19 protein-coding genes are annotated in these 20,947 nt (G+C 29.6%); 9 read left to right on the top strand and 10 right to left on the bottom strand.

The window, feature by feature from the left end; all coding sequences use genetic code 4:
- Positions 1-5: 5 nt before the first annotated feature.
- The 4 genes from uvrA (at position 6) to U5U50_RS02915 (ending at position 5,961) form a co-directional block, all read left to right on the top strand.
- On the top strand, positions 6-2,846 hold the full coding sequence (gene uvrA / locus U5U50_RS02930; RefSeq protein WP_324672637.1) for an excinuclease ABC subunit UvrA: 2,841 nt from the start codon (positions 6-8) through the stop codon (positions 2,844-2,846).
- A 63-nt stretch (positions 2,847-2,909) separates the two neighbouring features.
- Positions 2,910-3,848: an HPr(Ser) kinase/phosphatase gene (gene hprK, locus U5U50_RS02925; protein ID WP_324672635.1), complete on the top strand. Its 939-nt coding sequence runs from the start codon at positions 2,910-2,912 to the stop codon at positions 3,846-3,848.
- Complete coding sequence (gene lgt, locus U5U50_RS02920; RefSeq protein ID WP_324672633.1) at positions 3,841-4,827, top strand: prolipoprotein diacylglyceryl transferase; 987 nt, start codon at positions 3,841-3,843, stop codon at positions 4,825-4,827. Before hprK ends, lgt begins: the two co-directional genes overlap by 8 nt.
- Positions 4,828-5,043: 216 nt before the next feature.
- A complete protein-coding gene (locus U5U50_RS02915) occupies positions 5,044-5,961 on the top strand; it encodes an NAD(P)/FAD-dependent oxidoreductase (RefSeq protein WP_324672632.1) in 918 nt (305 codons plus the stop codon).
- A gap of 359 nt (positions 5,962-6,320) precedes the next feature.
- Here the strand turns inward: U5U50_RS02915 and U5U50_RS02910 are convergent, their stop codons facing one another.
- The 9 genes from U5U50_RS02910 to U5U50_RS02870 form a co-directional block, all read right to left on the bottom strand.
- On the bottom strand, positions 6,321-6,653 hold the full coding sequence (locus U5U50_RS02910) for an IS3 family transposase (protein WP_324672630.1): 333 nt from the start codon (positions 6,651-6,653) through the stop codon (positions 6,321-6,323).
- Positions 6,654-6,700: 47 nt separating this feature from the next.
- Positions 6,701-7,249 (bottom strand): IS3 family transposase, encoded by a 549-nt coding sequence (locus U5U50_RS02905; RefSeq protein WP_324672628.1) that lies wholly within the window; start codon positions 7,247-7,249, stop codon positions 6,701-6,703.
- Entirely contained in the window at positions 7,132-7,551 is a 420-nt protein-coding gene (locus U5U50_RS02900) for a hypothetical protein (RefSeq protein WP_324672626.1), read from the bottom strand. Before U5U50_RS02900 ends, U5U50_RS02905 begins: the two co-directional genes overlap by 118 nt.
- Positions 7,552-7,633: 82 nt before the next feature.
- The gene (locus U5U50_RS02895; protein WP_257075625.1) at positions 7,634-8,131 is read right to left on the bottom strand and encodes a redoxin domain-containing protein; all 498 of its coding nucleotides are present in this window, start codon (positions 8,129-8,131) and stop codon (positions 7,634-7,636) included.
- Positions 8,132-8,364: 233 nt separating this feature from the next.
- Positions 8,365-11,295, bottom strand: a complete 2,931-nt coding sequence (locus U5U50_RS02890; RefSeq protein ID WP_324672622.1) for an AAA family ATPase — start codon at positions 11,293-11,295, stop codon at positions 8,365-8,367.
- The gene (rnc, locus tag U5U50_RS02885; protein WP_323177751.1) at positions 11,295-11,975 is read right to left on the bottom strand and encodes a ribonuclease III; all 681 of its coding nucleotides are present in this window, start codon (positions 11,973-11,975) and stop codon (positions 11,295-11,297) included. Before rnc ends, U5U50_RS02890 begins: the two co-directional genes overlap by 1 nt.
- Before the next feature lies 1 nt (position 11,976).
- Entirely contained in the window at positions 11,977-12,996 is a 1,020-nt protein-coding gene (gene plsX / locus U5U50_RS02880) for a phosphate acyltransferase PlsX (RefSeq protein WP_324672618.1), read from the bottom strand.
- A complete protein-coding gene (locus U5U50_RS02875) occupies positions 12,996-14,660 on the bottom strand; it encodes a DAK2 domain-containing protein (RefSeq protein WP_324672616.1) in 1,665 nt (554 codons plus the stop codon). The genes plsX and U5U50_RS02875 overlap by 1 nt, the downstream gene beginning before the upstream one ends.
- Positions 14,653-14,979 carry a hypothetical protein gene (locus U5U50_RS02870; protein ID WP_324672614.1) on the bottom strand — a complete coding sequence of 109 codons (327 nt, stop codon included), beginning with the start codon at positions 14,977-14,979 and terminating at the stop codon, positions 14,653-14,655. Before U5U50_RS02870 ends, U5U50_RS02875 begins: the two co-directional genes overlap by 8 nt.
- 94 nt (positions 14,980-15,073) lie before the next feature.
- Between U5U50_RS02870 and U5U50_RS02865 the strand changes: the two genes are divergently transcribed.
- From U5U50_RS02865 to U5U50_RS02845, 5 genes are all read left to right on the top strand, one after another.
- Positions 15,074-15,745, top strand: coding sequence for a recombination protein O N-terminal domain-containing protein (locus tag U5U50_RS02865; RefSeq protein ID WP_324672613.1), 672 nt, complete (start codon positions 15,074-15,076; stop codon positions 15,743-15,745).
- A gap of 28 nt (positions 15,746-15,773) precedes the next feature.
- A complete protein-coding gene (locus U5U50_RS02860) occupies positions 15,774-16,916 on the top strand; it encodes a DnaJ C-terminal domain-containing protein (protein ID WP_324672611.1) in 1,143 nt (380 codons plus the stop codon).
- 87 nt (positions 16,917-17,003) lie between these two features.
- Positions 17,004-17,387, top strand: coding sequence for a YigZ family protein (locus tag U5U50_RS02855; protein WP_324672609.1), 384 nt, complete (start codon positions 17,004-17,006; stop codon positions 17,385-17,387).
- 4 nt (positions 17,388-17,391) lie between these two features.
- Entirely contained in the window at positions 17,392-18,759 is a 1,368-nt protein-coding gene (locus U5U50_RS02850) for a leucyl aminopeptidase family protein (RefSeq protein ID WP_324672607.1), read from the top strand.
- 78 nt (positions 18,760-18,837) lie between these two features.
- Complete coding sequence (locus U5U50_RS02845) at positions 18,838-20,217, top strand: M17 family metallopeptidase (protein WP_324672606.1); 1,380 nt, start codon at positions 18,838-18,840, stop codon at positions 20,215-20,217.
- A gap of 99 nt (positions 20,218-20,316) precedes the next feature.
- Here U5U50_RS02845 and U5U50_RS02840 read toward each other — a convergent pair whose 3' ends face one another.
- Positions 20,317-20,931 (bottom strand): hypothetical protein, encoded by a 615-nt coding sequence (locus U5U50_RS02840; RefSeq protein ID WP_324672604.1) that lies wholly within the window; start codon positions 20,929-20,931, stop codon positions 20,317-20,319.
- Between the last annotated feature and the right edge of the window lie 16 nt (positions 20,932-20,947).

The raw sequence follows: 20,947 nt of genomic DNA, 5'->3' as shown, positions 1-20,947 counted from the left end.
ATTAAATGAGTAAAGAAAATTTATTAATTATTCAAGGAGCTAGAGAAAATAACCTTAAGAATATTGATTTAACTTTACCTAAAAATAAGTTAATTGTATTTACAGGTCTTAGCGGTAGTGGTAAAAGTTCACTTGCGTTCAACACAATCTATGAAGAAGGAAGAAGAAGATATGTTGATTCTCTTTCATCTTATGCAAGAATGTTTTTAGGAGGAACTAAAAAACCAGATGTTGACAAAATTGAAGGATTAAGTCCATCAATTTCAATTGAACAAAAAACTGTTCATAATAACCCTAGATCTACTGTTGGGACAGTTACTGAAATTTATGATTATTTTAGATTACTTTTCGCAAGAATTGGTAAACCATATTGTCCTACACATAATATTGAAATTTCAACTCAAACAACTAAAGACATTTTAAATTCAATTTATGAACAAGAACCTAATTCAAGACTTGTTATTTTAGCCCCATTAGTTGATGGAGAAAAAGGAACGCATCAAAATCTTTTTGAAAGGCTTAAAAAAGAAGGTTTCTTAAGAGTTAAAATTAACGGTATGTATATGATGCTTGATGAACCTATTGAATTGAACAAAAACAACAAGCACACTATAGAATTAGTAATTGATCGTGTTAGATTAACTGAAGAAAATTACAATAGAATTTCACAAGCTTTAGAAATTGCAACTGAATATGCAGATGGATTAATTAAGATTGAAAATGTTGACTTAGATAAAACATTTATCTTCTCAAAAACATATTCTTGCATCTACAAAGATTTCAATATGCCTAAAATTGAAACAAGATTATTCTCATTCAATGCTCCATATGGAATGTGTGATAACTGTAAAGGTTTAGGTCTTGAGTTTAAAGCTGACTTTGACTCAATTGTTTCTGAACCTTGAAGATCAATTAACGAAGGTGGTATTGAATATTTCCAAAATACAGTGAATACTCAAAACCTTGAATGACAAGAGTTTGATCAACTTTTAAATTACTACAATATAAATAAAAACACACCTATTGAAGATTTATGAGAAAAGGAACTTGAAATAATTAAATATGGTTCACATGAACCTATTGCTTATACATTAGTTTCTTCATCAAATAACATCATCAGAAGAGAAAAAGAAATTGATGGTATCTTAACTAAGATTGAGAAAATGTATTATGAAACTACTTCAGATAGAAGAAGAGATTACCTTAAAAAATATATGGGTTCATTCACTTGTTCATTGTGTAAGGGTTCAAGATTAAATAAATATGCATTAGCAGTTAAATTAGATAATAAAAATATTTATGATTTTATTGCTTTATCAATCCAAGATTCACTTGAAGCAGTTAATAAATTAATTGATACATTAAATGATAATGACAAGCAAATTTCATCATTAATTACAAAGGAATTAATCGACAGATTAAGTTTCCTTAAAAATGTGGGTCTTGACTATTTAACCCTTAACCGTAGTGCTGAAAGTTTAAGTGGTGGAGAAGCTCAACGTATCAGATTAGCTACTCAAATTGGCTCAAATTTAACAGGTGTTTTATATGTTTTAGACGAACCATCGATTGGGTTACATCAAAAGGATAACTTAAAACTTATTGATGCACTTAGAAAAATGGTTGATATTGGAAACACATTAATTGTTGTTGAACACGATGAAGACACAATGTTTGCATCTGACTATATCGTTGATATAGGCCCAGAAGCTGGATTAAATGGTGGAACAGTAGTGGCTCAAGGTACTTTAGATGAAATAGTAAAATCAAAAAATTCAATTACAGCTAAATATTTATCTGGTGAATGAAAAATCGAAGTTCCAGCAATACGTAGAGGTGGTAATGGTAAACAAGTTACTATTTATGGAGCTAGAGAAAATAACCTTAAAAATATTGATGTAACTATTCCACTAGGTAAATTAGTTGCAGTGACTGGAGTTTCAGGATCGGGAAAAAGTACATTGGTTAATGAAATTTTAGTTAGAGGAATTCAATATGCACTTGGACTTAGCGAAGGTTTAAATCACAAGAAAGCTAAATTTAAAACTATTTCAGGCTTAAACAACATCGATAAAGTTATTGCCGTTTCTCAGTCGCCAATCGGAAAAACTCCAAGATCAAACCCTGCTACTTACACAGGTGTATTTGATGATATTAGAGAAATTTACGAAAACATTGAAGAATCAAGAATTAGAGGATATACAAAAAGTAGATTCAGTTTCAATGTGCCTGGTGGTAGATGTGAAAAATGTTCAGGAGATGGTTTCATAAAAATTGAAATGCACTTTTTACCTGATGTTTATGTACCTTGTGATCAATGTGATGGTCAAAGATACAATAAAGAAACACTTGAAATAAAGTACCACAACAAAAATATTTCTCAAGTTTTAGATATGAGTGTTGATGAAGCAATTGTATTTTTCGAGCACAGAAATAAGATTATTGAAAAACTTCAAATCCTACAGGACGTAGGTTTAGGTTATATTAAGCTTGGACAAATGTCAACAACTTTAAGTGGTGGAGAAGCTCAACGTGTTAAGTTAGCAACTTACTTGCAAAAGAAACCAACAGGTAAAACAGTTTATATCCTTGATGAACCAACAACAGGATTACATACTCACGATGTTAAAAAATTAATTCATATTCTTAATAGAATTGTTGAAAATGGTGACTCAGTTATTGTAATCGAACATAACTTAGATGTAATCAAATCTTGCGATCACATTATCGATTTAGGACCTGATGGAGGAGTCCACGGAGGACAAATTGTTGCTCAAGGTACACCTGAACAAGTTGCTGTAAATCCAAGAAGTTACACAGGTCAATTTCTTAAGAAAATTTTATAATCAAAAATTTAATTAATTTAATAAAATTAAATTACTAAATTTAAATTTCAAGGAAAATACTCAATGAATAAAGAACATAAAAAAATTAATGTCAAGAAAATCATTGATTTCTATGATTTAAAAATCATAAATGGTGAAAATCAAGAATTGGTTTATAACGACATTTATCAACCTGCAATCAAACGTGTAGGGTTAGAATTAGCAGCTAATTATTTAAATGACAGAATTAACAAAAACGTTATTGCTTGGGGAACTGCCGAATCGTCTTGATTTTTTGAAATAGGTAAAACTAAAGCTTACCAAGCTATAGAGTGTGTTATTTCACAGCAACCTCCACTTGTTATTTTGTCTAAAGGATTTAATAAACCTGCGATTAACTGAGTTGTAGATATAGCGAACAAATATAAAGTTCCAGTTGCACTTGTTAATATGAGTACATCTTACATATCAACAAACATCGGTTCATATTTGAATAACTATTTTGGAGAAGTTACTCAAGTTCACGGAACATTAGTTCTTATTGGTGGAACAGGCGTGCTTATTACTGGAGTTAGTGGAGTTGGTAAATCTGAAGCTGCTTTACAATTAATTCAGCAAGGTGCAGTTTTAATTAGCGACGATGCTGTGTTGATTAAAGATAACGGAAACATTTTTATCGGATCATCACCAGAAATTACACGTAATTTTCTTGAAATTAGAGGTATTGGTTTAGTTGATATTAAAAAACTTTATGGAGTATCAACTGTAGCCAAATCATCAATCATTGATCTTGTTATCGAACTTGTTAAACAAGATGGTAACAGTGAATTCGATAGATTAGGTGTTGATTATTTAGAATATCCAATTTTTGGACGTTCAATTAAGAAAATGCAAATACCAATCAAAGAAGGTGGTTCAGCTGCTTCATTAATTAGAGCTGCTGTTAATACTTACTTAGCTAGAAATGATGGTATGAATGTATTAGATGAAATTTATGAAAGGACACTATTAGAAAATGAATAATTTAACATATCCTGCTTGAGTACCTGATTCTCCAATAGCAGAAGGTACTTCAACAATCTTATTTAGTATTGGTTCCTTTCAAATGCACCTTTACTCATTTATGATTATGTTAGGTTTTATCCTATCAATTCTTACTGTTTTCTTCTTCTGATATAAAGAAAGTTGAAATATAGATATCTTATTTGTGTTAATTTTAATCACAGTTCCTGCTGGTATCTTTGGAGCTCGTTTAGGATTCATTATTGAAAGACTTATTTATCAACCTGATAATCCGTTCCCTAACTCGCATTGATATGCAATTTGACAAGGAGGATTAAGTATTCAAGGGGGAGTTATTCTAGCCGCTTTCCTTGATATAGTTTATTTATACACAAAGAGAAAAGATGTTGATCTGAAAAAAGCATTCGGATACATTCTTCCAGCAGTTTTAGTAGGACAATTTGTTGGACGTTTTGGAAACTATGCTAACCACGAGGTTTATGGAAAAATAGACTGAACTGGCGCATCAGCATTAGTATTCGGAAAATCATTTGCTTCAAATATGTACATTTCTGACTCATTAACTGCAAGTATGGGTCTTGAAGGTGCTTACAGATATCCATTATTCTTATACGAAGGATTAGCAAACTTAATTGGTTACATTTTAATTTGTTGAGTTGTTAACTACTTTGGATTGTTAAGACCAGGGTCAGGTGGAGCTTTATACTTAATTTGATATGGTATAACTCGTGCTGCAATGGAACCTTTACGGGAAGAATCATATAACCTTTATTCAGTAGTTGCAATCTTATTCATCATCAGCGGTGGATTAGCACTTATCTACTTTGAATTCTTAAGAGGAAACTTATATGTAAGAAAATTAGAAAAATACAAATTTGTATTTGAACACAAAAATAAAGAAGCTTACTTAAATTACGTAAACATCACAAGTTTTAGCTACTTATTTAGCAAATTATGAACTAAAAGACCTATAGCTTAATTTAGACATATCCAAGCAATTGAACATATTTTTATTTTGGTAATTTTGATGTTCAATCAAACTAAAATTTATTTAGTTCAATTAGCAAAAACCTACTTTTTTACCTATATAAATACCAAATTTGTATTTTTTGATAAAAATCTGCTCATGATTAATACTGATTTAAAAAGTTATAAAATTTAAAAACTAAATAATTAATTTTTAAGGAGAGAAGTTATGAATGAAATTTATGATCTTGTGATTATTGGTGGAGGACCTGCTGGATTAAATGCAGCTTTATATGCATCAAGAGCAAACTTAAATGTTGCATTTATCGAAAAGGGTGCTCCTGGTGGTAAATTATCATCGACTGCAAAAGTTGAAAACTGATTAGGTACATCTGAAATTGAAGGTTGAAAATTAGCTCAAGAATTCTTTGACCACGCTCAAGAATATGGAGCCAAATATCTTTATGGTACAGTTGCAAAAATTAATAACTTGGGCAAATATGATAAAGAAATTGTTTTATCAGATGCTTTAGTTGTTAAAGCTAAATCAGTTTTAATTTCAACTGGAATGATGAATAGAAGACCAACTTTTATACCTGAATATGATAGATTTGAAAACTTTGGAATTAGTTACTGTGTTGTTTGTGACGCTCCATTATTTGGCAAAAATCCATCGGTAGTCTTAGGTGATGGAAATTCGGCTGTTGAAGAATCAATTTACTTATCTAGAATTTCTAGTGAAGTTAATTTAGTTATCAGAGATGAAACCTTCAAAGCTGATAAAGTTTTAGTTGAAGAATTATTGAAGCAACCAAATATTAAAGTGTTTAAAAATTCACAAATAGTTCAGTTACTTGGTGATAGACAACTTGAAGGAGTTGTTATTGAAAATAAAAATGGTGAGCAAACAAAACTTAAAGTTTCATCGTTTTTCCCTTACATAGGATTTGAATCATCTGCGTGATTTACTCAGGATTTAGGAATACTAGATGAAAAAGGTTTTATTGTTACTAACGATAAAATGGAAACAAATGTTCCAGGAATTTATGCAGCAGGTGATATTAGACAAACAAAAGTTCGTCAAATAGTTACAGCAGCATCAGATGGTGCAGTAGCTGCTAGAAGCATAATTGATTATTTAAGCTAATTTGCAATTTTAAAAAAAGAGTAATAATACAAAGGGCATAAACTAAAAAAATATGTTCCTACACATTTTAGTTTCTTTTAATTAACGAAAATTACAGAATTGCTTGATTGCTTTCTATATTATTTGCTATTTTAGAAGTTGTAGCACAAGTGCTTATTCTGTTAGCTGTTAAGAAATCAATGAATAATGGAATTTAAAAGTTAGCATTTCCATCATATTTACGTTTCCTACTTAAACCCTGTTTTACGCTTAATCAGGAAAGGTAGAAAAAATCTTTTATGATCTATAATTAGACCAATTACCTAAAATAATAAAAAATACAACGGTTTAAACTGGGACACTAAAAATGGACAGAAGGTTTAATTAGACATAATAACACCTCAATGTTGTTGGGGTGTTTTTCAATCTAATTTTGATTGAATTCTTTCATTATTGTATCAAAAAATAAACTCATTAATTATTTTGCTAAGATCATCAAAAGTTATCTGGGTTATATCAATTAATTTTAAACATTCAGACTTTAAAATGGAAAAGAAATATTCTGCTTCTCTGTTGTCTAGAGAGTTGCCAACTCTCCCCATTGAAACAATGCCATTATTTTTAGATATTGTTTGCAAATAATCTTTAGATGAATATTGGAAACCATGGTCTGAATGTGCTATTCATTGTTTGTTCAATTTTATTTTTGACATGTGTTTCATAACTAAATCTAAATCATTTATTTTTGACAAATTGTAATTTACAATAAATTTACTTTTGTGGTCAATGGCAATTGACAAAAAACAAAATTGTTTTCACAATCTTTTGGTGCTGTAATATATGTAACATCTGTTGCGATTATTTGGTTGGTTTTTCCGCTGTAATCACGTTTTACAAGGTCTACAAATTTAACATTCGTGTTTTTTCTTTCTCTATCTTTTTTCTTTCTTCTAATTAAACAATATAATTGCAATCTATTCATAATTCTGCCAATAGTCCTATAATTAAGCAAAATCTGATATTTTTGTTTGATGTAATTTTCTAATCTTTTTCTTCCAAATATACATTTATTCTTTTTAAAAGCTTCTAATATTAATTCATCATTTTTATGATCAATTTTTTTGGTTTTAGATTTTTGCTCTTTGCTTTTTCAATTATGAATTGTTGATTTTGATCTGTTAAATATAATCGCTAATTTTCTAGTTGAAACAGAAGTTTTTTTGATTTTAGATATATCAACATCAAAGTTATTCCTATCGAATGAATCTTTAAAAATTTCCAAAATTTCAATCAATTGTTCTTTTGGCATTTTTTCTCATTCTTTTTAACAATATCCATTGGTGTAATTTTTAATTTTTTAGGTCTCCCAGATCCTTTGCCTTTTTTAGGAGATTTACCTGTTTGTGATATTAGATTTGTCATTCCTAAATTATATCTTTTATATTTCTCTAAAAAATTCCTCTTCGAATATATAAATTTTTTGTCAAAAAAGCTAACACCTCTTATCGCTCGATATTTAATTTCAAAATCATTTTTTGACATTAAACTCTTCTTATAATCATCATAGTCTGAAAAAAGTTCTAGTCATTGTTCTTGTTTTAGTTGTTTCATAATAACTCCTTAATATAAAAAACACAAAATACGGTTTTGTCCATATTTTGTGTCCCAGTTTAGTTTTAAGTTGTATTTTTTATTATTCATATTTAATTAATTCTTTAGTAAACAATTCAAAATCTACTTGATCTTTAACTTCAGAGTTAATTTGTTTATAAAGAACTTTGTTATTTTCGTCTAATATAAAAATAGCTCTTGCATTAATGTGTAATTCATCTATCAACAAACCTAATTGATTAGAAACTTCTTTATTATAATAATCAGAATACATTTCAACATTTCCTGTAGGATGCATATTTTTATAATCAATTAATGCGGTAGGTAAATCTACAGAGAAAGAAATATAATCAAAATTAGGATGTTTTTCACTGATTTTACCCAATTCTAAAATTTGTAAATCACAAACTGAAGTATTAATAGATGGAAAAACAGTTAAAACAGCATATTTATGAGTTCTTTCTGCTTCAGCTTGAGCAAAAGTTCCTGCTTTAGCTCCGACAAGTTTTAATTGTTGTCCTAATTCTACTTCATTACCTTGTAAATGTAATGTTTTACCACCCATTGTAATAGTTCTCATTATTACTCCTTTCTTATTAAATTGTTATTACATATTAAGTTTACCACCAAAAAGTGATTTTTTATCCTTTTTTTATATAAAAAAAACATTTTTTAAAAAACGGCATTTGTTTTTAGTTTACTAAGTGGGAAACGCAGGATAAAAGTAAAAATTTCATTATTTTGAATATTTTTTATACATTTAGATAAACAAAACTACCACAATTTCTTGTGATAGTCAATTGTCAAATTGAATTAGTTAGCTTCTTCAGTAATGTATTTTTCAACATCTTTTAAATGAATACTGAAGAAACTTGTAATTCCACGTGTTTGCATTGTTGCAGCAAATAATGAGTCAACTCTTTGCATTGTTCCTGTTCTGTGTGTGATAACAATGAATTGAGTTTGTTTTTTAAGTTCTTGCAAGTATTCTGCATATCTAACAACGTTAGCTTCATCAAGAGCAGCTTCAACCTCATCAAGAATACATAATGGAAGAGGTCTAGCTCTTAAGATGGCGAATAATAATGAGATGGCAATAAGTGCTTTTTCTCCTCCTGAGAATAATTTAAGGTTTTTAACACTTTTTCCAGGAGGTTGAGCAAAGATGCTGATTCCTGATTCTAAAATATTATTAGGTTCAACGAATCTGACTTCAGCAGCTCCTCCACCAAACATAGATTTGAATACGTTGTTGAATTCTTGGTTAACATCGTGAACAACATTTGTAAGTCTTGTAACAATGATTTTGTCAAGTTCAGCAATAGCTTGGTATAAAGTGTCTCTTGTTTGAACTAATTCATCTCTGTTAGCTACTAATGTATCATATCTGTTTTCAACTTCTTCAAGTTGTTGGATAGATTCTAAGTTAACATTTCCAAGTTCAGCAATTTCTTGTCTTAATTCTTCAACAAATTCTCTTGCTTTTTCATAAGAAATTTCTAAAACAAAGTTTTGTTCAGTGTATTCGACTGTCATATGGTAAACGTTAGCTAATCTGTTTGTATATTCAGTGAAAATCTTGAATGATTCAGATTTGTTAATCATTTTGCTGCTGTAGCCTTTGTTTAAAGCATTTTGAGAATCTTGAGCATCTGATAATTTAGTGTTGTAAAGTGATAATGCTTCATCTCAAGATTGATATAAGTTTTTAGCAACAGCAAGCTCATTTTTAACAACGATAAGTTTTGCTTGTAATTTGTTTCTTTCAATAACTGTTTCAGAGTTTTCAAAATCGTCAAGTGATAATGAAGAAGCATCGACTTTTCCTTTTAAGTTTGTAACTTCTTCACGTTTTTGTTTGATTGAGTTTTCTAAGTTGTGAATTTCTAATTCAGTATTTCTGTTCTTTTGAATTAATTGGTTACGTCTAAATGATAATTGTTCAATTTGTTGTTCATTTTTCTTAATCATTGGTTCAATACCAGCGATTTTGTTTTCAAGATCAGTAATTTTTTCATCAATACCTAAGACGTTGTCACTTTCTTGAGCAGTTCCTCCAACGATAACCCCTCCAACACGGATGATGTCACCATCAAGAGTTACAATCATATATTTTTTCTCAAGAAGGTTTGAAATTGCATTAGCTGATTTAATATCATCAACTACTACAACGTTCCCTAATAAAAATTTAACTAAAACTGAATATTGTGGATCTGCATCAACTAAATCTGAAGCAAGAGCAACAAATCCAGGGTGTCCTGTAACTGCTAATAAATAGTCGTCACGAACAAATTTTTCTTGGATAGATGCAAGAGGAATAAACGTTGCTCTACCACCATTGTTTTGTTTAAGGAATTCAACTGCTTTAACAGCTGTGTTTGGAATATCGACAACAATGTGTTGTGCAGCGTGAGTTAAAACAGTTTCAATAGCTGTGATATATTCTGGTTTAACTTTAATTAAATCTCTAACAAGTCCTTTAACACCTTTGAAAGACATTTTGTTTTCCATAATTGTTTTTGGACCTTTGAAAAGGTTTAATTTAGATTCTTTAGTTCTGTATAAAGATTGTAAAGTCGTTTTTGCAGAAATTAAGTTGTCTCTGTGGTTTTGATTAGCAATTCTTAAATTGTTTACTAAGTTTGTATCTTCTTCAATTTGTTTTCTAGTTTCTTCAAATTGAGCTTTAAGTTCACTATAAGTATGTGTGTTGTAAAGTAATTCAGCTTCAAGTCTTTTAATTGCACTTGCATATGATTTGATAGCTTCATCATTATCAACTGTTACTTGTCCACTTGTGATTAAGTTAATTTTTGCAAATTGTTGATCAATTGTTGAGTTTAATGAGTTTAATCTTGAAGCCATACCATTGTATGTTCCTTCAAGTTCATCAACTTGTTGTCTTGCTTTTTCTTTTTCGACTTTAGCGTTTTTAATTTCGATTTGTAAACTAGCAATTTCTTCTTTGTATTTTTGCATTGTTTCGTCTACACCACGAAGTTCTTCGTCTAATTCTTCGTAAATTCTTTTATTTTCTTTTATTCCTTTAGCTAAGAATGGAATTTCAACTTTTTTAAGAGCTTCTGCTTTATCTCTGTAGATTAAAGCTTTTTCAGCTTGTTTTCTCAATGGTCCAAGTTGTTTTTCAAGTTCTGAAATTCTAGGATTAAGTTGATTCATTGAATCTTCAGCACTTTTAAGCATTCTTTCTGATTCAGTTTTCTTGAATTTGAATTTAGAAACTCCAGCAGCTTCTTCAAAAATTCCACGTCTATCTTCATCAGATGCTTCAGCGATGTCTGAAACGGTTCCTTGAGAAATAATAGCTAATGAGCTTTTTCCAATACCTGTTTCCATTGCGATACTTTTAATATCTTTGTATCTGCAAGGTTGTCCATTCATATAGTAGTTATTTACACCTTTACCACGTTGTAATTCACGTGTGATTGTTACAACTTCATCAGGGATTGAGTTATTTGAATTTTTGTTATCAAAAGTTAATGTGACTCTTGCAAACTCCATTGGTTTAGCTGTTTTAGAACCAGCAAAGATAATGTCTTGCATTGAGTCTCCACGAAGTTCTTTAGAACTTTGTTCTCCTAAAACTCATTTAATAGCATCGTTGATGTTACTTTTACCAGAACCGTTTGGCCCGATAATACCAGCAACACCTCCATCAAAACGTAAGATTACAGGCTCAGCAAATGATTTAAAACCATGTGCTTCGATTTTTACTAATTTCATTATTGCACCTCAATTTTATCTTTAAGCTTTTGTAGCGCATCAATAGCAGCATTAGTTTCAGCTTCTTTTTTGCTTAAACCAACACCTTCACCATAAATAACACCATCGTGTTTAGCTTTTGCTAAAAAGCGTTTATCACTGAGTTGATCAGTTTGATATGTGATACTTTCCTTCGTCATGCTTTGAAAGTATTCTTGTAGTTGTCCTTTAGGATCTTTATTTTCGTCATTGTGTACCGAGTCAATGATAGGAGATATATGTTTGATTATGAATTGTGAAGCTTTTTCAAATCCTTGATCTAAAAATATAGCTGCTATCATTGCTTCGAATACGTCTGCTTGAACTTTTGGTGAATTAATCACTGATTCACGCATTTTTCCAGGTCCAGTTCTTAAGATTTTTAAAAGACCTAATTCGTTAGATATTTTAGCAAGTGCTTCCGTTCTAACTGCAGTTGATCTTAATCTGGTTGCGTGACCTTGTGATAATTCAGGATACTTTCTGAATATGTAGTTTGAGCTAACAAATTGTAGAAGTGAGTCTCCTAAAAATTCAAGTCTTTCATAGTTGTCATCTTTATCTCTATTAAAAGATGAATGTGTAATTGCTAATAGATAATAGTCTGTTCTAATTGGTTGAATATTATTTATTTCAAAAAAGCTTTTAAGTGAATTAACCATATTATTCTTCGCTTTCTAAATTATCAACTTGAATTGAATCTGATAATATTTGCAATTTTTCTAATAAGTTATTTTCAAGAGCTTCTTGAATTGATAATAATGCACTGTAGTAAGCCTTTGCATCAGATGAACCGTGAGCTTTAATTGCTAGTCCATTAACACCAAGTACTCAAGCAGAACCTACCGAACGGTAGTCAAGTGATTTACCAACATTTTTAAATGCACCTTTTAAAAATAAATAACCAATTTTGTATTTTAATTTGGTTAATATTTGCCCTTTAAGTGCATTTGAAAATACACCAATTGCTCCTTCATAGCTTTTAAGCATTGTGTTACCTGCATAACCATCTACAACAGCTACATCAATGTTTCCATTAAATAATTCTCTTGATTCAACAAATCCAACATAGTTAATATCATTTAATGTTTTCAAATATTCGTGAGCTTGTTTAGTTGATGTAAGACCTTTGTAATCTTCAGTTCCAATGTTAATAAGTGAAACTCTAGGTTCTGCTACTTTAAACATTGTTTTATAGAATAATGAAGCAAGCATAGCTCATTCAACTAAATATTGTGCTTTTGTTTCTAAGTTAGCACCTACATCTAAAAATAGCAATTTGCTACCTGAAATAGATGTAGCAACTGGCATAAATGCTGGCCTGGAAATGTTTTGCAATCTCTTTAATTTAAGTGTTAATGTCGAGATATAAACTCCACTATCTCCACTTGATAAAACTGCATTAGCTTCATTGTTTATAACTTTACTAATTGCAAGATTCATTGATGTATCTTCGTTCATTGATTTTCTAATGTTCTTAGGTTCACTAGGAACATTTTTGTTTTTAATAAGTAAGATATTTTCAGGAAGTTTTGTTTTATCAATATTTGAAATTTCACCAATTAATTGAATTTGTGTATCAGGGAATTGAATAGCGAATTTGCTAGCAGCTTCAACTGCTGCACTTGGACCATTATCATTTCCGTTTATGTCAAAAGTAATTTTGAATTTATAGTCTTTCATTATTCAACTCCAATGATGAATTGATATGTAGGTTGATTACCTTCAATAATTTCAACTTCAATATCATAGTTTGATTCAATGAAGTTAAGAATTTCTTCAGCTTCATCAAGTGAGCTTTCATCGCCGTAGTAAATTGTGACTAATTCTTTGTCTTCTGTAATTGCTTTTTTAACTATTTTTTTAGCAGCATCTAAAAGTTTTGATGAACTTGCAGTGATTTTTCCATTGATGATAGATAAATAATCGCCATCTTTAATTTGAACACCATTTAATTTTGTGTTTCTAATTGCTTTTGTAATTTCACCAGTAGTTACATTAGCAATTGCATCATTCATCATTTCAACGTTCTCTTCAACTGAAGATTCGTGGTTAAAATTAAGCATAGCTGTTATTCCTTGGATTTGTGTTTTTGTAGGAATAATAATAACGTTTTTGTCTTGGATAACTTGCGCTACTTGTTGTGCAACAAGTATGATGTTTGAATTGTTTGTAAGAATAAATACTGAATCTGCATTTACATTATTGACTGCATTTATCAAGTCTTGAGCAGATGGGTTTTGTGTTTGTCCACTTTCAACAACAAAGTCACAACCTAAATCTTTCATTCTTGCGACTATACCTGAACCTAAGTTGCATGAGATAATTCCACAAGGCGTTCTATTTTCTTCACTATCTTGTAATTGTGATTCTTTAAGTTTTTCGGCATTAGCTTTTGAATAGTTAGCTTGAAGCGTCATATTTTCTGATTTGATTTTGATAAATTCACCATATTGTTGAGCAAAGTTTAACATATCACCAGGTTTAACTGTGTGTCCATGAACTTTAAGGATATTGTCGTCAGAAACAACAACAAGTGAGTTAGCTAATTTTTCAAGTTTTGCAACAAAGTCTTCTTTCTTGAATTTAGCTTGTTCAGTTAAATCGACAAGAACTTCTGTACAATAACCAAATTCTCCTTCATAAACTTCACTATCACCAATAAAGTTTGTAACTTCATCTGAATTATCTTTAAGTTCAACTGGTCTATCGTGAAGAGCTTCATTCATTCCTCAGAAAATTGTGTAAAGACCTTCACCACCACTATCGGTAACTCCAACTTCTCTTAAGTTTTTAAGTTTATTAGGCGTTTCATCACAACTTTTCCGTGCAAATGCAACAACTTCTTCAAAGAATACTGAATAGTGAATGTCTTTACCCTTAAATTCTTTTTTAAGATTTTCGGTTGTTTCTCTAATAACTGTAAGAATTGTTCCCTCAACAGGTTTAAAAACTGATTTGTAAGCAATTTCAGTTGCTTTTTCAAAAGCTTGGATTAAATCTTGAGTATTTAATTCAACTTTACCATCTGTACCTAAAGCAAATCCTTTGAAAATTTGTGAAAGGATAACACCAGAGTTTCCTCTAGCTTCATAAATCATATCTGTTGAAACTTTTTTAGTAATAGCATATACTGGTTCATTTTGAGCTTTTTCTAAATTAGGTATAGCAGCTGCTATTGTTGAAGACATATTTGTGCCAGTATCTCCATCAGGAACAGGAAACACATTTAATGCATCGATTTTGTTTTTTGCATTAACCAATGCTTTAGCTCCTGATAAAAATGCTTTAGCTAACTCGGAACCATTCAGGATATTTTTTTTATCTACTTTCTTACTTTTATTCATTGGTTACTCCCTTGACAATGATAATTAGTTTATTGAATTTAAATTTTTTAGCTTTTAATTTCATTTCCATAATTTTGTAAATTTGTGAAATGATGAATTTAATTGGTGTTCCATCAAAAACAGTAATTGCTGCTTTAATTTCAACACGTGAATTTTCAGTTAATGAAACCTCAATGTTTTCAAAATATTCTTCAGGATTTAATCTGACAATTGTATCAAGTTCACAATTGATATCTAAAGTTGGTTCGTGTAAGAATTTTACGCCTGGAACTTTAGAAATTGAATCGATGAACATTTGTTTAATTTGCAATGTATCCATCCAAAACCTCCGTGTTTGATAAAGTATATATATTTTACCCTAATTTATTTTTATAAATATATAATATTTATACACTCTAATAAGCGGTGAAATTATGGCTGAAACAATCAAAAACGCAATAGTTTTAAACTTACATGAAATATCAGACAATGAGCATATTGTCAGTTTTTTTACTGCTTTTGGGAGATTAGATTTAGTTGCTAGAGGTCTAAATAATGTACATTCAAAAAATAGAAGTAACTTAATAGTTGGTTCAATTGTTGAAATTGAATATTTTGCTTCAAGAACACAAAATAAGTATGGAAAATTAAAAAAATCAAGCACAATAAAATTACTTGATGTTACTAATTTAAATAATATTAAGCTATTTAATAATTTGAACTTTTTATTCCAAAATATAAGAACTAGAAATCATTTATTTGCTGAATACAATAGGCATTTTGATAGTTTTAATAATGTGCCTTGAACTAAAGTTTCAACATACTTTTATGCACACTCATTACTATACTTTGGTATTGATTTATCATTTAATTCTTGCAAAAGATGTGGAAGAATTAGGGACTTTATTTCTTTTGATTTTAATTTAGGTTTTATTTGTCAAAATCACGATATTACCCAAAGACTTGATGTTTCAGTTTTACAAGCTATATGATATTCATTTCACAACTTTTACGCCTATGTCAATGATGTAAACAGTGAAATTAACAAGATTATTTTTATTGAATATAAAAAGCAAATAATTAATCATTTAAATATTAGCAAATAACTAAGTTTTATGCTAAAATAATAAAACTATGAGTAAAAGAGATTATTATGAAATTTTAGGTGTTTCAAAAACAGCTACTGAACAAGAAATTAAAACAGCTTACAGAAGTTTAGCTAAAAAATATCATCCAGATAAATTGAAAGATGGAACTTCTGATGAAAAAATGAAAGAATTAAATGAAGCTTATTCAATTCTTTCAGACCCTGAAAAAAGAAAAGTTTATGATCAATATGGACACGATGCCGCTAATGGAAGAGCAGGAGCAAACCCAGGAGGTGGAAACTATTATGCTGGTGGGTTCGATGGCGCACAAGGCTTTTCTGGAGATTTCCAAGATATTTTCGAGAACATTTTCGGTGGATTTGGAGGAAGAAGACAAAGAAGTTCTCGAGGTTCATACCAACAAAGAGGGGATGATTATAGAACTAATATAAACATTTCATTTATGGATGCTCTTAAAGGAAAAACAATTAAAGAGAAATTAGATAAATGAGAAATGTGTATGTTCTGTACAGGGACTGGAGCAGAAAATCCAAATGATCTACAAACATGTAGTTCATGTAATGGAGTAGGACACAAAAGAAGAGTTGTTAATAGTTTCTTTGGTCAACAAGTTCAACAGGTTGTTTGCGAAACATGTCATGGGAAAGGTAAGGTTGTTGTTTCAAAATGTAAAAAGTGTCGTGGCGAAGGTTACTCAGCTATCGAAAAAACTGTTTCTATTAAAATAGAGGAAGGAACAGTTTCAGGAACAAGATTAAAAGTTGCTGGATATGGTGGTTTAGGTAAAAATGGTGGAACACCAGGAGACTTATACATTACAGTTAATGTGCTACCTCATAAATATTATGAAAGAGATGGAATGGATATCGAAATGGACTTTCCAGTTTCATTCATTGATATTATGTTAGAAAACACAATTGACGTCCCAACTCCTTGAGGAAATGTAAAAATTAAAATGAAGAAAACCTATACAAACTCAAAAGTGATTAAGGTTCCTAAAAAAGGAGTTCACTTCAGAGGTATGGAAGGTGATTTAAGATTACATTTAGAAGTTATCATTCCTGATTTAGATAGAAAAAATAAAAAAGAAGTTTTAGCTGCATTACAAAATGTAACTGATTTATCAAATCAAGATTTTGTTCAAGCGGTTGAAAAAGCTAACAAATAATTTTTTTACCTAACTCTAGTAGTTAGGTTTTAATTTGGCAATTAATTTTAGTTAGTTTATTAAATTAAATTATAATTAATTTAATTTATGTATAAGAATGAGTTAATTATTAAAAAATCAGAATTTATTGGTTATTTATATCCAGTTTCTTCAAAAGAAGAAGTTAACCAAATTCTAAAAGATCTTAAAGAACAATATAAAGATGCAAGACATATTTGTTATGCATATTTATTAAATTCAAATGGTGCTGAAACAGGTGGATTTTCAGATGATAAAGAGCCTAGTGGAACAGCTGGTAAGCCTATGTTTGAATTAATTAGACTAACAAAAGCGCAAAATATTTTAGTTGCAGTTGTTAGATATTTTGGTGGAACAAAATTAGGAGCTGGACCACTTAAAAAAGCTTACAGGCAATCAGCTTCAACAGTAATTAACTTATATTTAAAAGATAATCAAGGTAAGGAGAAATAAAAAAATGATTAAAGTAATTAAAGAACTTAAAAAAGATGTTTTAGTTTTAAAAGCAGCTTATGAAAATAAAGATTTTCCTTCTTATGTAGCTACTAAAAATGGAAAAATTACAGATAACTTAAGTGAAAATGTTTCATACATTTACATTGATAAAAAACATCAATCATTTGATGAATTAGCAGCTTTATTTGAGAATTTAGCAACTTCAGTTAATAGGGATTATCAAGTTGATGTTGAATCATTTGTTTTAAATAATGATGTTTTAAAAACATTCAGAATTATTTACTCAAAATTATTATTTGGACAAGTGAAATTATTCAAAAAATCAATTGAAGAAGATAAAGAAAAATTCAAAAACATCTATGTGTATGTGAGAAACGAAAATGTTTCAGCAAAATTAGTTAAGAAAATTGAAGTAGTTGCAAAAGCAATTAATGATGTTAGAAATCTTCAAATTAAACCAGAAAACTTCTTAAACTCAGAAATGTTAGCTAGTGAAATTACAAATGATTTTTCAGGTATTGAAGGTCTTGAATTAACAGTTTTGACTAAAAAAGAAATTGAACAGTTAAATATGAATCTTTTATTGTCTGTTAATAAAGGAAGTGTTCACGAACCAAGAGTTGTAATTGTATCTTATAAAGGTAACAAAAAATCAAAAGAACATATTTCTATAGTTGGAAAAGGCATAACATTTGACACAGGTGGAGTTAATACAAAAGGATATCATATGGAAGGTATGAAATATGATATGTCTGGTTCAGTAATTGCAGCTTATGCAATTAAAGCTTTAGCTCAATTAAAAGCTAATGTTAATGTTTCTGCTGTTATGTGTATTACAGATAATAGAATTAACAATGATGCTTCATTACCAGAAAATGTTTACCAATCTATGTCAGGTAAATGAGTTGAAGTAGTTGACACAGATGCTGAAGGAAGATTAGTTTTAGCTGATGGAATTTTCTATGCAGCTGATAAATTAAAACCAACAACAATCATTGATGTTGCAACATTAACAGGTTCAATGTTAACTGCATTAGGAAATACTTTCACAGGAATCTGATCAACAAATGATTCAAAATGAGATGACTTTTTAGCATCTTCTAAAGAAGCAAACGAAAAAGTTTGAAGAATGCCTTTACACGAAGATTATAACAAAGGTAACAAGGGTTCAAAAGTTGCTGACTTAGCTAACTGAAGTTCAAAAGTTAGACCAGATTCATCACAAGCAGCAATGTTCTTGAAAGAATTCACTAAAGATATTGATTTCATTCACTGTGATGTTGCAGGCACTGCAGATGTTCAAGGCGAACCACAAGGTGCATTGATTGCAACATTAGTTGAATATGCGTTATTAAATGAAAATAAGTAATATAATTTACTTACTTATTTAGAAACTTTAATATTTATAAAATATTAAATAACTTACTTATTTGTATGAAAGGAAATTATGATTAAAACAGTTGATAAAGTTAGAAATAACTTAATGCTTTTAAAAGCAGTTTACAAAAACGATGAAAACTTACCATCAACATTAATTCAAAAAAATAATGTTGTAACAGAATATTTTGATAAAAATGAAGCTCTTGTATTTATGGGAGAAAAAGATAAATTATCTTTTGATTCAGTAGCTAAATTTGCAAAAGGATTCTTTACAAATCAAGGTAGAGATGTCCAAGTTGATTTAGATTCATTTGTAACAGAAAAAGTTACATTAGCACAAGTTGTTAAAGCTTTTGTTGAAACTTATAACTATGTAAATGCTGATTTATATTCAGCTAAAACAGCTAAAAAAGATGAGAAATTTGCAATTTCATTATTATCAGTTAAAGATGAAAACGAATATGCAGATGCATTAAAACAAGCAGTTGTATTATCAGAAGCTGTTAACTTCGCAAGAAACTTACAAGTGACACCACCAAACATTTGTAACTCAGAATGATTAGCAGAAGTTGTTAGAAAAGATTTAGAACAATACTCAAATTTAAAAGTTACAGTTCTTAATAAAAAACAAATTGAAGAGCAAAAAATGGGACTTTTGCTTTCAGTTAACCGTGGAAGTATGTTTGAACCAAGAGTTGTTGTCATTGAGTACAACGGGAACCCTGAATCAAACGAAAAAACAGTTTATGTAGGTAAAGGAATTACATTTGACTCAGGTGGATACAACATTAAAACAGGTAGAAACATGTTAGGTATGAAATTTGACATGTCAGGTTCTGTGTTTGTTGCTTCAGCTCTTAAAGCAATTGCACAATTGAAACCAAAAACAAATGTTGCTGCAATTATGTGTATTACAGACAACAGAGTTAATGGAGATGCTTCATTACCTGATTCAGTTTGAACATCAATGAATGGTAAAACAGTTGAAATCAACAACACAGATGCTGAAGGAAGATTAGTTATGGCAGATGGTTTAACATACGCTGTAAGAAACTTAAAAGCTACAAGATTAGTTGATGTTGCCACATTAACAGGTGCTATTTTGGTAGCATTAGGACAAACATACACAGGTGCATGAGCTACTACAGATGCTGCTTGAGAAGAATTATTAAAAGCTGCTAAAGAACAAAATGAATTAGTATGAAGAATGCCTCTTGACGAAGCTTTTGCTAAAGAAATTAGAAACTCACTAGTTGCCGACCTTAAGAACACTGACTTAAGCGGTATTGGTGGAGGTTCATCATCAGCTGCTATGTTCTTAAAAGAATTTACAGAAGATGTTGAATACATTCACTTAGACGTTGCAGGAACAGCTGATATTGCTTCAAGACCTACAGGTGTAATGGTAAAAACATTAACACAATTAGCTCTTGATTCATCTAAATAATAAAACCTCAAAAAAGTTATATAAAAATACAAATATCACTTGCTAACTAGGATATTTGTATTTTTTGTACTGATTTTTAAGATTGAAGAATATATTATTTTACTTAATTCAATAAGTAAAAGATTTATTAGCGCTCTTATTTTGTTTCGTTACTAAAAATAATTTTTTACCATCTTGAAAAACTAAGATGCAAATGAAGAATAAAGTTATTAGTGATAATATTGTGCAAGTAGCTCAAGAAATAATAGGTGTGGAAATACGACGAAGTAAAAGATATCCAAAGGAATTGAATATAAATTGAAAAACTATACCTGTTATAAAAATAGGAACAACAATTATATATGTACATATAAATGCAATAAGTTTCATTTTATATGCAAATGAATATTGAATCTTTATATTTTCACACAAGAAAGGGAAGAAACTTGTAAATCAATTATTTTTGTTAACTTTTCTTAAGTAAATAACATTATGTATTATTATAAATATACAGATAAAATATGTGATTAAATAGTCTTGGAGAAACATCAGATAAGCTCCATCTCCAATGGATTCAGGGATATAAGGAGGTACATCTATCGCGAGACCTGGTACATCTGATCATCTTATTGAATATATGTCTACAGCATAAATAGGTAAAGCAACCACAAGAGAAAATAATAAAATTAAATATACACTTAAAGTTGAAAATTTTAATCAGTTTTTTCTTAACATGATTTTATTAAACCTT

Source organism: Mycoplasma sp. 888 (assembly GCF_035609225.1).
GTDB lineage: Bacteria > Bacillota_I > Bacilli_A > Mycoplasmatales > Metamycoplasmataceae > Mycoplasmopsis.
This window is presented reverse-complemented; position numbering and strand designations above follow the sequence as displayed.